Origin of the sequence: Burkholderia sp. WAC0059 (genome assembly GCF_002870125.1) — a bacterium.
Classification (GTDB): Bacteria; Pseudomonadota; Gammaproteobacteria; order Burkholderiales; family Burkholderiaceae; genus Paraburkholderia.
Genome location: NZ_PNEO01000020.1, coordinates 56,912 through 69,341 on the forward strand (window position 1 = coordinate 56,912; position 12,430 = coordinate 69,341).

Below are 12,430 nucleotides of genomic sequence, written 5' to 3' on the forward strand. Positions count from 1 at the left end.
TCTTACCTCTAGCATGCCGCTTTCCCCGCCCGTATCCCGCCAGTTGCGTCATCAGCGTGCGGTCCGGGCGGTTGCTTACGAGCGCGAAGACGGCCTGTGGGACATCGAGGCGTGCCTGACCGACCATAAGCCGCGCGACGTCGCGCTGGCTGGCGGTCTTCGGCCCAACGGTCTGCCGATCCATGAACTCTGGCTTCGCATCACGATCGATCGCAAGCTTACCGTCGTCGACGCCGAGGCGTCGTCCGACTGGGCGCCGTATGCGGGCCTCTGTCAGGCAGCCAATTCCTCCTATCGGGCTCTCGTCGGGCTCAATCTGCTGCAAAACTTCCGCCGCGAAGCCAGTCGGCTCCTCGGAGGCACCGTGGGGTGCACGCACCTCACCGAGCTCTGCGGAGTGCTGCCGACGGTGGCCATCCAGGCCTTCGCCGGGGAAGTGTGGGATTCGCGCACCGGCTCGCCGGGCGACGAGCCGGAATCGCAAGCCGGCAACCCGGCCGACGGGCGCGCTTCCGTCGGCGAAGCACCGCCTTTTCAGCTCGGCCGCTGCCATGCGCTGCGGTTCGACGGCGAGGCGGTGCGGCAGTTTTATCCGCGCTGGTACGCTCACGCGCCGCGTCCGGCCGGGCGCGGCGCGGACGAGGCCGGCGTGCGTACGGATCACGGCCCCCGCTCCGGCGGCGAGACCGGCGTCCTGTCGCGCATGAACCGGAACAGCGGAAACGAAGTTCAATCCACCTCTCAGACTGAAGGAATCACGCATGAAGATTCACGAGTACCAGGGTAAGGAAATCCTGCGGAAATTCGGAGTCGCGGTCCCGCGCGGCAAGCCGGTGTTCTCGGTGGACGACGCGGTCAAGGCCGCCGAGGAGCTGGGCGGTCCGGTGTGGGTCGTCAAGGCCCAGATCCATGCGGGCGGCCGCGGCAAGGGCGGCGGCGTGAAGGTCGCGAAGTCGCTGGATCAGGTGCGTGAGTACGCGAACCAGATTCTCGGCATGCAGCTCGTCACGCACCAGACCGGTCCGGAAGGCCAGAAGGTGAACCGTCTGCTCGTCGAGGAAGGCGCCGACATCAAGACGGAACTGTACGTCGGCCTCGTGATCGACCGCGTGACGCAGAAGATCGTCGTCATGGGCTCGAAGGAAGGCGGCATGGAGATCGAGGAAGTCGCCTCCAAGACGCCCGAGGCGATCCACAAGGTGTTCGTCGAGCCGTCGAAGGGTCTGCAGGACGCCGAAGCCGACGATCTCGCGAAGAAGATCGGCGTACCCGACGCCTCGATCCCGCAAGCGCGTTCGATCCTGCAGGGCCTCTACAAGGCGTTCTGGGAAACCGACGCGTCGCTCGCCGAAATCAACCCGCTGATCCTGACCGGCGACGGCAAGGTGATCGCGCTCGACGCGAAGTTCAACTTCGACTCGAACGCGCTGTTCCGTCATCCGGAAATCGTCGCGTACCGTGACCTCGACGAAGAAGATCCGGCCGAAATCGAGGCATCGAAGTTCGACCTCGCCTACATCTCGCTCGACGGCAACATCGGCTGCCTCGTGAACGGCGCGGGTCTCGCGATGGCGACGATGGACACGATCAAGCTGTTCGGCGGCGAGCCGGCCAATTTCCTCGACGTCGGCGGCGGCGCGACGACCGAGAAGGTGACCGAAGCCTTCAAGCTGATGCTGAAGAATCCGGGCCTGAAGGCGATTCTCGTCAACATCTTCGGCGGCATCATGCGCTGCGACGTGATCGCCGAAGGCGTGATCGCGGCGTCGAAGGCCGTCGACCTGAAGGTGCCGCTCGTCGTGCGCATGAAGGGCACGAACGAAGACCTCGGCAAGAAGATGCTGGCCGATTCCGGTCTGCCGATCATCTCGGCGGACAGCATGGAAGAAGCCGCGCAGAAGGTCGTCGCGGCCGCCGAAGGCAAGAAGTAAGACACGCTTATCACCGGATACGAATGGCGGCGCGCGAGGCCGCCTGCGTCGCGGCGATCCCGCGGCGACGCGGCGGATCGCGCGAAGCCAAACGAACAGAGGTCAATACATGTCGATTCTGATCAACAAAGACACCAAGGTCATCACGCAGGGCATCACCGGCAAGACCGGGCAGTTCCATACGCGCGCCTGCCGTGATTACGCGAACGGCCGCGAAGCGTTCGTCGCGGGCGTGAACCCGAAGAAGGCCGGCGAGGACTTCGAGGGCATTCCGATCTACGCGAACGTGCGCGAAGCGAAGCAAGCCACGGGCGCGACCGTGTCGGTCATCTACGTGCCGCCGGCGGGCGCCGCCGCCGCGATCTGGGAAGCCGTCGAGGCCGATCTCGATCTCGCGATCTGCATCACGGAAGGTATTCCGGTTCGCGACATGATCGAGGTGAAGGACCGCATGCGCCGCGAAAACCGCAAGACGCTGCTGCTCGGACCGAACTGCCCCGGCACGATCACGCCGGACGAGCTGAAGATCGGCATCATGCCGGGCCACATTCACAAGAAGGGCCGCATCGGCGTCGTGTCGCGTTCGGGCACGCTGACCTATGAAGCCGTGGGTCAACTGACGGCGCTCGGCCTCGGCCAGTCGTCGGCGGTCGGCATCGGTGGCGATCCGATCAACGGCCTGAAGCACATCGACGTGATGAAGATGTTCAACGACGATCCGGATACGGACGCCGTCATCATGATCGGCGAGATCGGCGGTCCGGACGAGGCGAACGCCGCTTACTGGATCAAGGACAACATGAAGAAGCCCGTGGTCGGCTTCATCGCGGGCGTCACGGCGCCTCCGGGCAAGCGCATGGGCCACGCCGGCGCGCTGATCTCGGGCGGTGCGGACACGGCCGAAGCGAAGCTGGAAATCATGGACGCCTGCGGCATCAAGGTCACCAAGAATCCGTCGGAGATGGGTCGCCTGCTGAAGTCGGTGCTGTAAATCGAAAGACGGCCGGCCCCGGTTCGCCGGGCCGGCCGCTTTTTTGTTATGCTTTCGGAATCCTTTCGATGGGATTCCGGTTCGAGGCGAGGGAGCGGGCCATGCTCCCCCGCCTTTTTTATTGGCCGCCGCGCCGGTTTTTGCCGGGGCTCGCGCCTGAATTCGCGCCCTGGGTTCGTGCCCGTTCTCCATGTCCGGTTTTTTTGCCACGCTCAACTGGAGCGCCGTGTTCCAGATCGTCGTGATCGACATTCTGCTTGGCGGCGACAACGCCGTCGTCATCGCGCTCGCCTGTCGCGGTCTGCCCGAACGCCAGCGCTTCGCCGGCGTGCTGTGGGGGACCGTCGGCGCGATCGCGCTGCGCGTGCTGCTGGTCGGTTGCGCGGTCGTGCTGCTCAACGTGCCGCTGCTGAAGTTCGCGGGCGGCCTGCTGCTGCTCTGGATCGGCGTGCGGCTGCTCGCGCCGGCCGAGTCCGGGCACGCGGGCGTCAAGTCGGCCGATCGTCTGGCCGGTGCGATCAGGACCATCATCGTCGCGGACGCGGTGATGAGCCTCGACAACGTGGTGGCCATCGCGGGCGCCGCCGAGGCGGCGGACACGCAGCACCGCATCGCGCTCGTGATCTTCGGCCTGACGGCGAGCATTCCGCTCATCGTCTGGGGCAGCCAGTTCGTGCTGAAGCTGCTCGACCGTTTCCCTATCGTCGTGACGTTCGGCGCGGCGCTCCTCGGCTGGATCGCGGGCGGGCTGATCGTCAACGATCCGGCCGGCGATCGCTGGCCGCTGCTCGACACGCCCGTCGCCGTCTACGGAGCGAGTGCCGCCGGCGCGATTTTCGTCGTCGCGGCCGGATACGGGTTGAAGCGCCGCCGCGCGCGCGGCGCGGCCGGAAGCACCGCGGAGCCGCATTAGCCTCGGCCCGGGCGGTGCGCGGAACCATCCGGCCGAGTGTCGGCGAAGCGATGTGCCGGCTACGATCGGAACGCCTGTCCACGGATCCGGACAGGCGTTTTTCGTTTCGGGAGCCCGAGCATGATCGTCACCGCCTTTTCCCTTCGTTTCGACGCGCCGCAAGCGGCGGCGAGGTGCGCCCGCGCGGGCGGACGTCCCGTGGCGAGCCTCGTCGACCGCCGCTGGCCGTCGTACGGCTTCACGCTGATCGAATTGATGATCGTGCTCGCGATCATCGGCGTGATCGCCGCCTACGCGATTCCCGCCTATCAGGACTATCTGGCGCGCAGCCGCGTCGGCGAAGGGCTGTCGCTCGCGTCGTCGGCCCGAATCGCCGTCGCGGAAAACGCGTCGAGCGGCACCGCGTTTTCCGCGGGATTTTCTGCGCCGACGGCGACACGCAACGTGGAGTCGGTGAGCGTCGACGACGACACCGGGCAGATTACCGTCGCGTTCACGCCGCGCGTGGCGCCGGCGGGCAACAACACGCTCGTGCTCGTGCCCTCGGTGCCCGACAACACCGACGCGCCGACGGCTCGCGTTCCGCTCGAGAAAGGCAGCGTGCAGGGCGGCTCAGTCACGTGGGAATGCTTCGTGGGCGGCAAGTCCGCTTCGTCGCTGGGCGCGCCGGGCGCGGGACCCGCGCCTTCGGAAACGCCGACGCTGCCGTCGAATCTCGCCCCGCCCGAATGCCGCGCGTGAGCGTAACGACGCCGGCATGACGCAGCGCGGGGTCGCGCCGTCGGGCACGGTCGGCCCCTGCCGATACGTCGTCCGGATCGAATCCGGCCGGCTGAAACGGCGGCCTGCAAGGCCACTCTTTCCGCTCCTCGTCCGCACAGAGCGGGAAAAGTTTTGTATAGTGCGCCGATTGCTGTCGCCCCCGGTTACTCATGCCCTCGTCATTTGCCCGTTATCTCGCCTTCATTTTGCTGGCTGTTGCGTTGATCCTGCCTTATGCGGTCGTCAACCATACCTATCCGATCCCGACGTTCTATGCCGAATTCACGGCGCTGACGCTCTATCTGCTGCTGGGCGCCGCCGTCCTGCTGATGGTGCGTTCGGCCCGGCCGGCCGTGCCGCTCGAATCGCCGACCGTCGCGCTCGTGCCGCTCGTGTTCGGCCTGCTGCTGATCGCGCAGACCATCGTGATGCACGTCGAGCAGCCGTCGATGAACTGGCTCGGCGCCGGCTGTCTGCTCGCCGCGTTCGTGGCCACGCATGCCGGCTACGGCTTCGTCCGCGCGGGGCAGGCCGAAACCGCGCTGCGCTGGACCGCGTTCGCGCTGATCGTCGGCGGCCTTTTCGCGGTGTTCTGCCAGGTCATCCAGCTTTTCCACCTGGAGGCGAAGGTGACGCCGTTCGTCGTCGCCTACGACGTCACGACGGAGCGCCGTCCGTTCGGCAACATGGCCCAGGCGAACCATCTCGCGACCTACATCGCGTTCGCCACAGCCGGCGCGCTGTTCCTCGTGCAGACGCGACGCCTGAACGTGCTCCTCTGGGCCGTGTTGTCGGCCGTCTACTCGGGCGGGCTCGCGTTGACGGTGTCGCGCGGTCCCTGGCTGCAGGTGGCGGTGATCGTCATGGCGGGATTCTGGATGGCCGCCGTCGGCATGCGCGCGTCGGTGCAGCGCACGGGCGCGCGCGCCTGGTGGATTCCGGTCGCGCTCGTCGCGCTATTCGTGGCCGTGAACGTGTTCGTGCGCTGGGCCAACGTGCGTTATCACCTCGAACTCGACCAGTCGGCGGCCGACCGCTTCAAGGACGCGAACCAGATCGCGCCGCGCATCGCGCTCTGGCGCTACGGCTGGACGATGTTCCGGATGCATCCGATTTTCGGCGTCGGCTGGGGCGAGTTTCCGCGCTATCAGTTCGCGCTCGCGCGCGAACTCGGCGGCGTCGAGATCGCGAACAACTCGCACGACGTGTTCATCGACCTGCTCGCCAAGACCGGGCTGATCGGTTGCGCGACCGTCGTGATCGGGCTCGTCGCCTGGTTCGTGCGCGCGCTGCGCGCGCCGCAGACGCCCGCGCGCGTGTTCGGCTTCGCGCTCGTCGGCGTGCTGGCGATGCACGCGCTCGTCGAATATCCGCAGCAGTACCTGTTTTTTCTTTTGCCGGTGATGTTCGTGTTCGGGCTGCTCGAGACGCGTCCGCTGCGCTTCGTGCCGCGGCGCGTCTCGCTCGGCGTCTATGCCGTGCTCGTGTTCGGCGGGCTGGCGGCGCTCTATCCGATCTGCCGCGACTACAACCGCTCGGAGGTGCTCTATTACGGCTCGCATCCGGCCGAGCAATACGCGGCGGCGCCGTCGTTCCTGTTCGGCTCGTGGGGCGAGTACGGCATGGCGACGCTGATGCCGATGGACGACGCGGACCTTTCGACGAAGCTGGCCGCGCACGAGCACGCCATCGCGCTGCTGCCCGGCGAGACCGTGCTGCGCCGCTATGCGGTGCTGGAGGCGCTCGACGGCAACACCGCCGCCGCGTTCGATACCGTGGCGCGGCTGAAAATCTTCTCGACCGAGCTTCACGACTGGCCGGGCCAGTTGTCGAGCCTCTATGCGCTGTGCGACGAGCAGCGCTCGCTGGCCGACTTCAAGGCGGCGCTGGTGAAGATGTACGGCACGCCGCCCGCGAGTACCGATCAGGATACGGGCGACGACGATGATGACGATGACGACGACAGCAGCGACAGCGATGCGAACTAGCGCCGCCTGAATGAACGGAGGGGACGGGGAGGGAAGCGTCAGGCGCCGGATGTGACCCAGTCGCCGGATTTTCCGCCGTGCTTCTCCAGCACCTTGACGTCGGTGATCGTCATCCCCCGATCCACCGCCTTGCACATGTCGTAGACCGTCAGCAGCCCGACCTGCACGGCGGTCAGCGCCTCCATTTCCACGCCGGTGCGGCCCAGCGTTTCCACTTGCGCGGTGCAGTGCACGCCGGGCAGCGTCTCGTCGAGCTCGAAGTCCACGGCGACGCGCGTGATCGCGAGCGGATGGCAGAGCGGAATCAGGTCCGCGGTCCGCTTCGCGCCCTGGATGGCGGCGATGCGGGCCACGCCGATCACGTCTCCCTTTTTCGCCGCGCCGTCGCGGATCAACGCGAAGGTGGCCGGCAACATGCGGATCGTGCCGCGAGCCCGCGCGATGCGCTTCGTCTCGGGCTTGCCGCCGACGTCGACCATGTGCGCGTCGCCGGCGGCGTCGAAATGAGTGAGTTCGGGCATGGTTGGACTCCTGGGCGGGCGCCCATCATACAGCGCCGCGCGTCGCGGCGCCGATCGTTACGGCGTCTGTTGCGCGAGGCGAGCCGGGCTCGTCACGAATCCGAAGCGGTCGGCCACCTCCGCGCGGCGGATCGGCTGCAACGGCAGCGCGACGCCGGGGCGCCAGTGGAACAGGCCGCTCGCGCCGTCGTCGTCGAGCGTCGCGTGGTCGGCGAAAAGATCGAGGTCGTGATCGTGCAGCCGGGCCACGCGCGGCACGGCCGCGCCGGCCGCCCTGGCCGCTTCGGCGAACAGCACGCCGCCCTCGTCGTCGGCGTAGACGGCGGCCGGCTCGAACGGCTGCCCGGTCTGGTCGACGAGCGTCGGCGCGGCGGGGATATCGTCCGGACCGGCGGGGACGAGGCGCACGATCCACGGCGTGTATTCGAGTTCGACGTAGACGCGCTGCGGACCGTTCTGGAAGTACCACTGGCCGCGCTCGTCGCAGGCGTAGTTGCGATTGATGAAGCCGAGCAGCCCGGGATGCCGCAGCGGCGTGCCGGGCGCGTTGCGCGCCTGGTCGTCCTCGTCGCGCATGCGCCAGTGGCCGCGCGCGTCGAGCCGCAGCCAGCCCGTGCAATGCGGGACGTTCGGCCAGCGCGCGAGCGCCTGCTTGACGATCTCATCCATGGCGGGGCGGGACGAACGACGCGAGGTAGCCGAGCACGCGCTGCGCGAGCCAGTCGTAGCGGCCCGGGAACGGGCCCGTCATGAAACCGACGTGGCCGCCGTGCCGGGGCTGGTCGAGTTCGACGGCCGACGAAACGCCGGCGCGCGACGGCAGCGCGTCCGGCGGCAGGAACGGATCGTTTTTCGCGTTGAGCAGCAGCGTGGGCACGATAATTTCGCGCAGCAGCGGCAGGACGGTGGCGCAGGTCCAGTATTCGTGCGCGTCGCGAAAGCCGTGCAGCGGCGCCGTGACGACGTTGTCGAACTCGAACATCGTGCGGCTCGCGAGCACCGCGTTCGCGTCGTAGAGTCCCGGGTACTGCGCGAGCTTGCGCAGCGCCTTGTCCTTCAGCGTCTTGAGGAAATTGCGCGTATAGACGAGGCCGAAGCCGCGCGAGAGCAGGCGGCCGCCCGCGTGGACGTCGAGCGGGGCGGAAATCGCGGCCGCCGCCGCGAGGATCGTCGCGTCCTCGCGCCGCTGCGCGAGCCAGTGCAGCAGCACGTTACCGCCCAGCGACACGCCCGTCGCGACGATCGGCCCGCGCCAGGCGGCGCGCAGCCGGCGCAGCACCCAGTCGGCCTCGTGGGCGTCGGCGAGGTGATAGAAGCGCGGCAGCAGGTTGAGCGGCCCGCTACAACTCCGGAAGTGCGGAACGACGGCCTGCCAGCCCCGCGCATGGGCCGCGGCGGCGAGGGCGCGAGCGTAGTGCGAGCCGGAACCGCCTTCGAGCCCGTGGAACAGCACGAGGAGCGGCGCATCCGCATTCGTCGACGCCGCCGGATCGCCGGTCGTCGCGCCATCGCCGGACGTTATCCAGTCGAGTTCGATGAAGTCGCCGTCGGGCGTGTCCCAGCGCTCGCGCCGGTAGGCGGGCATCGGCAGCCGCGCGAAGAAGGCGGGCATGATCGTCTGCGCGTGGGGGCCCGGCAGCCACGCCGGCGCGCGGTAGGCGCCGATGCCGGGAGTGGCCTCGCCGGTGCCAGGGCGCGAGAGGGGGCTGGGCGAGTCGGGTGGTCGGTCTGCCATCGTGCTCATGGCGTCGCTGCCCGTCGTTCGTTCAGTGCAACGCGCCCTGGCCGTGGCGCAGCCGCGAGGAAAACTCGCTCGCGGCGTCCTCGGGCATCCGGCTCGAATGGATGTGCGCGATCCGCCACTCGCCGCGCTCGTGCACCATCACGTAGGTCGTGAACACGAGTCGCGGCACGGCGTTCGGGTCGGCGCAGCGATGCGCTTCGGCGATCGCGTAGACCACGGTGCCGAGGCTGTCGTAGACGCGGATGTCGAGCGGCTCGATCGACACGGGCGCGGCCGAGAACTGCGCGAGGAGCCCGGCGCGGATGGACGGCAGGCCGTGCAGATGCGAGCCGTCCGCGCAGATGCAACTGACGAATTCCTCGTCGATCCACAGGCTCATCAAGCTGTCGACGTTCAGTTCCGCGACGGCCTGATACCAGGCGTTCAGGGTGTCCGCGGCAGCTTCGAAGATGTGGGCGAAACGTGGCATGGCTCGTCTGTCTGATGCGCGTCACGGCGCGGGGTTGGGCGGATCGGCAGTCGGGCGCGACAGCCGCGAGCATGCCGGCGTCGCGAGACACGTCTGTGACGGTCCGCCAGGGTTGGGTCCGCACGGGAAACCTTCCGTGCCGGGGCTGCGGGCGAGTCGCCCACGGCCTGCCTGCATACGGTTGGTCAGCGTTGCGCGACCAGCATGCCGCGCAACTCGCCGAACACCTGCTCGGCGCTCAGTTCCCGCAGGCAATTCTGGTGGCCGAGCGGGCATTCGCGCTGAAAACAGGGACTGCAATCGAGATGCAGCCATTGTACCTTCGCGAGCTCCGAGAGGGGCGGCGTGTGGCGCGGATCGGTCGAGCCGTACAGCGCGATGAGCGGCCGGCGCAGCGCGGCGGCCACGTGCATGAGACCCGAGTCGTTCGTCACCACGGCGCTCGCGCGGGCGATCAGCGCGCAGGCCTCGCCGAGCGCCGTTTGCCCGCACAGGCTGCGCACGTTCGGCGCGCGCCCGGCGATGGCCTGGGCGAGCGGCGCGTCCTTCGGCGAGCCGAGCGCGACGATCTGCGCGTAGGGAAACGACTGGCCGATCATCTGCGCGAGGGCGGCGAAATGCTCGGGCGGCCAGCGCTTGGCCGGACCGTACTCGGCGCCGGGGCAGAACACGACGAGCGGCACGCGCGTGTCGAGGTGAAAGCGCGCGCAGACGCGCGACGATTCGTTCAGATCGATCTCGAGGCGCGGCGTCGTCAACGCGTCGGGCGCCCTGGCGCCGGGCGCGTAGGCGAGCGCCGCGTAATGCCCGGCCATCGGCGCGCGCACGTCCTTCGGCGGATTCGCGTGACGCACGTTCAGCAGGCCGTAACGGTTCTCGCCCGTGTAGCCGATGCGCAGCGGAACGTTCGCGAGCCACGGAATCAGCGCCGATTTCAGCGAGTTCGGCAGCACGTAGGCCGCGTCGTAGCGGACCTCGCGCAGGTCGCCCGCCAACTGCCAGCGGCGCAGCAATTGCAGTTTGCCGTGGGCGAGATCGGTCGCGTAGACGTCGCGGATCTCGGCCATGCGTTCGAGCACCGGCGCGACCCAGGCGGGCGCGACCGCGTCGATGACGAGGCGGGGATGCAGTTGCACGAGCCGCGAGAAGAGCGGCTGCGCCATCAATGCGTCACCGATCCAGTTGGGTGCGATAACGAGCGCGCGGCGCATCGGGTGTATGGAGTCCGGGAGTCTTGAGGCATCGGCGCGCGTCGTGCGCGCGATGCGGGTTGTTTTATCGGGGCTTCGTCATGCGCGGCCGGGCCGGCGCGACGCCGGGCGAGCACGGGCGTCGGCGTCGCGGGCGGCGGTGCGGGACGGCGCGGGGACGCCCGAAAGACAGCCCGAACCGCCATGCCGCGCCGTCCCTCGTTGCCCAGCGTCCCGCGCCCGCGGCGGGCACGAACTCAATGGCCGTGCACGACTTCGCCGTCGCGCAGCTTGTAGCGCGTACCGCAATACGGGCAGCGCGCCTCGCCGTGCGTCACGTCGATGAACACGCGCGGATGCGCGCTCCAGCGCGGCATGGACGGATTCGGGCAGTACGCGGGCAGATCTTTGGCCGGAAGCTCGACCAGCGGCATTTCCTTGAGTTCGCTCATGAGGACTACTCTCGCATTCTCGTTGGGTAGCAGGGCGCGCGCCGTGCGCGGCCCTGCGGAACCGGCCAGAGCCGGTCGTCCGCGCGGCGGGGCCGGTTTCAGACCTTTGCCAGCCAGTGCGCGTACTTCTCGTTCTTGCCCGAGACGACGTCGAAGAACGCCGACTGCAGCTTTTCCGTGATCGGGCCGCGTGAGCCGCTGCCGATCGTGCGGTTGTCGAGTTCGCGGATCGGCGTGACTTCGGCGGCGGTGCCGGTGAAGAACGCTTCGTCGGCCGTGTAGACCTCGTCGCGCGTGATGCGCTTCTCGATCACCTCGATGCCGGCGTCGCGCGCGAGCGTGATGACGGTGTCGCGCGTGATGCCGTCGAGGCACGACGAGAGGTCCGGCGTGTAGAGCTTGCCGTTGTTCACGAGGAAGAAGTTCTCGCCCGAGCCTTCGGAAACGTAGCCGTCCACGTCGAGCAGCAGCGCCTCGTCGTAGCCGTCGGAGACCGCTTCCTGGTTGGCGAGGATCGAGTTCACGTACCAGCCCGACGCCTTGGCGCGCACCATCGAGACGTTCACGTGGTGGCGCGTGAACGACGAGGTCTTCACGCGAATGCCCTTCGCGAGGCCGTCCTCGCCGAGGTAGGCGCCCCACGGCCAGGCCGCGACGGCGACGTGGATCGTGTTGCCCTTGGCGGACACGCCGAGCTTTTCCGAGCCGACCCAGATGATCGGGCGGATGTAGCACGATTCGAGGCGGTTTTCGCGCACCACGTCGAGCTGCGCGGCGGCGAGCGTCGCATGGTCGAACGGCACGTCCATCTGGAAGATCTTCGCCGAGTTGAACAGGCGCTTCGTGTGCTCCTTCAGGCGGAAGATCGCGGTGCTGCCGTCGGCGGTCCGGTAGGCGCGCACGCCCTCGAAGACGCCCATGCCGTAGTGCAGCGTGTGGGTGAGCACGTGGATCGTGGCGTCGCGCCATTCGATCAGCTTGCCGTCCATCCAGATTTTGCCGTCGCGGTCGGCCATTGACATACGATTCTCCAGGCGAGTGCAGTGTTTTATGGGGTTTGCCGGACCGTGCCGGAGTCGACCGTTCGCACGTCCGCATGGCGCGTCCCGCCAGCTACGAACCGGCGCGCATGCGGTGAAAGGCGGCAAAACGGACGCCCTCGGGCGGCAAAGACGCACATTTTAGCGTCTTTTGGCCGGCGAACGGGGGGAGTCCGGTCGGCACGAACGCGATTTCCGCTCGAACGGGGACAATGGGGCCGAGGCGCCTGTCCGGGACGAGCCCGGTCCGGAGGCCGTGCCCAGGATTGGGGCATCGCCGACGAGGGATCCGACAATCGCCGTCGATGCCATCAGATCGACCGGGGTATCGGCTAAAATAGCAAACTTGCGATTCGACGCCGCGCTGCGGCTTCGCGCCGCCGGGCGGGCCGCCACATGCCGCGCCGCGTGCGGAACGCGTGCCGGAGA

General features: G+C 68.1%; 13 protein-coding genes. 6 read left to right on the forward strand and 7 right to left on the reverse strand.

Features of this window, described 5'->3' with window-relative positions:
• Window positions 1-13: 13 nt before the first annotated feature.
• From CY652_RS19220 to CY652_RS19245, 6 genes are all read left to right on the forward strand, one after another.
• Window positions 14-787 carry a DUF2889 domain-containing protein gene (locus CY652_RS19220; protein ID WP_102132308.1) on the forward strand — a complete coding sequence of 258 codons (774 nt, stop codon included), beginning with the start codon at window positions 14-16 and terminating at the stop codon, window positions 785-787.
• Entirely contained in the window at window positions 762-1,931 is a 1,170-nt protein-coding gene (gene sucC / locus CY652_RS19225) for an ADP-forming succinate--CoA ligase subunit beta (protein WP_102132309.1), read from the forward strand. Before CY652_RS19220 ends, sucC begins: the two co-directional genes overlap by 26 nt.
• Before the next feature lie 109 nt (window positions 1,932-2,040).
• Window positions 2,041-2,922, forward strand: coding sequence for a succinate--CoA ligase subunit alpha (gene sucD, locus CY652_RS19230; protein WP_102132310.1), 882 nt, complete (start codon window positions 2,041-2,043; stop codon window positions 2,920-2,922).
• Between the two features lie 190 nt (window positions 2,923-3,112).
• A complete protein-coding gene (locus CY652_RS19235; protein ID WP_102132311.1) occupies window positions 3,113-3,835 on the forward strand; it encodes a TerC family protein in 723 nt (240 codons plus the stop codon).
• Between the two features lie 123 nt (window positions 3,836-3,958).
• Complete coding sequence (locus tag CY652_RS19240) at window positions 3,959-4,576, forward strand: pilin (protein ID WP_374703678.1); 618 nt, start codon at window positions 3,959-3,961, stop codon at window positions 4,574-4,576.
• A 191-nt stretch (window positions 4,577-4,767) separates the two neighbouring features.
• Window positions 4,768-6,585 (forward strand): PglL family O-oligosaccharyltransferase, encoded by a 1,818-nt coding sequence (locus CY652_RS19245; RefSeq protein WP_102132313.1) that lies wholly within the window; start codon window positions 4,768-4,770, stop codon window positions 6,583-6,585.
• Between the two features lie 38 nt (window positions 6,586-6,623).
• On the opposite strand, the gene moaC is transcribed toward CY652_RS19245, so the two are convergent.
• The 7 genes from moaC to CY652_RS19280 form a co-directional block, all read right to left on the reverse strand.
• Window positions 6,624-7,106, reverse strand: coding sequence for a cyclic pyranopterin monophosphate synthase MoaC (gene moaC, locus CY652_RS19250; RefSeq protein WP_102132314.1), 483 nt, complete (start codon window positions 7,104-7,106; stop codon window positions 6,624-6,626).
• 57 nt (window positions 7,107-7,163) lie between these two features.
• The gene (locus CY652_RS19255; protein WP_102132315.1) at window positions 7,164-7,775 is read right to left on the reverse strand and encodes a DUF2946 family protein; all 612 of its coding nucleotides are present in this window, start codon (window positions 7,773-7,775) and stop codon (window positions 7,164-7,166) included.
• The gene (locus CY652_RS19260; protein WP_102132316.1) at window positions 7,768-8,850 is read right to left on the reverse strand and encodes a YheT family hydrolase; all 1,083 of its coding nucleotides are present in this window, start codon (window positions 8,848-8,850) and stop codon (window positions 7,768-7,770) included. Before CY652_RS19260 ends, CY652_RS19255 begins: the two co-directional genes overlap by 8 nt.
• A 22-nt stretch (window positions 8,851-8,872) precedes the next feature.
• Window positions 8,873-9,319, reverse strand: a complete 447-nt coding sequence (locus tag CY652_RS19265) for a nuclear transport factor 2 family protein (protein ID WP_102132317.1) — start codon at window positions 9,317-9,319, stop codon at window positions 8,873-8,875.
• A 185-nt stretch (window positions 9,320-9,504) separates the two neighbouring features.
• A complete protein-coding gene (gene waaF, locus CY652_RS19270; RefSeq protein WP_102132318.1) occupies window positions 9,505-10,530 on the reverse strand; it encodes a lipopolysaccharide heptosyltransferase II in 1,026 nt (341 codons plus the stop codon).
• Window positions 10,531-10,766: 236 nt separating this feature from the next.
• Window positions 10,767-10,961: a zinc-finger domain-containing protein gene (locus tag CY652_RS19275; protein WP_102132319.1), complete on the reverse strand. Its 195-nt coding sequence runs from the start codon at window positions 10,959-10,961 to the stop codon at window positions 10,767-10,769.
• Between the two features lie 98 nt (window positions 10,962-11,059).
• Window positions 11,060-11,983: a branched-chain amino acid transaminase gene (locus CY652_RS19280; protein ID WP_180970670.1), complete on the reverse strand. Its 924-nt coding sequence runs from the start codon at window positions 11,981-11,983 to the stop codon at window positions 11,060-11,062.
• Window positions 11,984-12,430: the final 447 nt, after the last annotated feature.

What these genes read in the sequence shown, in the direction of transcription:
- CY652_RS19220 (WP_102132308.1), top strand. Translation starts at nt 14, where the DNA reads ATGCCGCTTTCCCCGCCCGTATCCCGCCAGTTGCGTCATCAGCGTGCG.
- sucC (WP_102132309.1), top strand. Translation starts at nt 762, where the DNA reads ATGAAGATTCACGAGTACCAGGGTAAGGAAATCCTGCGGAAATTCGGA.
- sucD (WP_102132310.1), top strand. Translation starts at nt 2,041, where the DNA reads ATGTCGATTCTGATCAACAAAGACACCAAGGTCATCACGCAGGGCATC.
- CY652_RS19235 (WP_102132311.1), top strand. Translation starts at nt 3,113, where the DNA reads ATGTCCGGTTTTTTTGCCACGCTCAACTGGAGCGCCGTGTTCCAGATC.
- CY652_RS19245 (WP_102132313.1), top strand. Translation starts at nt 4,768, where the DNA reads ATGCCCTCGTCATTTGCCCGTTATCTCGCCTTCATTTTGCTGGCTGTT.
- moaC (WP_102132314.1), bottom strand. Translation starts at nt 7,106, where the DNA reads ATGCCCGAACTCACTCATTTCGACGCCGCCGGCGACGCGCACATGGTC.
- CY652_RS19255 (WP_102132315.1), bottom strand. Translation starts at nt 7,775, where the DNA reads ATGGATGAGATCGTCAAGCAGGCGCTCGCGCGCTGGCCGAACGTCCCG.
- CY652_RS19260 (WP_102132316.1), bottom strand. Translation starts at nt 8,850, where the DNA reads ATGAGCACGATGGCAGACCGACCACCCGACTCGCCCAGCCCCCTCTCG.
- CY652_RS19265 (WP_102132317.1), bottom strand. Translation starts at nt 9,319, where the DNA reads ATGCCACGTTTCGCCCACATCTTCGAAGCTGCCGCGGACACCCTGAAC.
- waaF (WP_102132318.1), bottom strand. Translation starts at nt 10,530, where the DNA reads ATGCGCCGCGCGCTCGTTATCGCACCCAACTGGATCGGTGACGCATTG.
- CY652_RS19275 (WP_102132319.1), bottom strand. Translation starts at nt 10,961, where the DNA reads ATGAGCGAACTCAAGGAAATGCCGCTGGTCGAGCTTCCGGCCAAAGAT.
- CY652_RS19280 (WP_180970670.1), bottom strand. Translation starts at nt 11,983, where the DNA reads ATGTCAATGGCCGACCGCGACGGCAAAATCTGGATGGACGGCAAGCTG.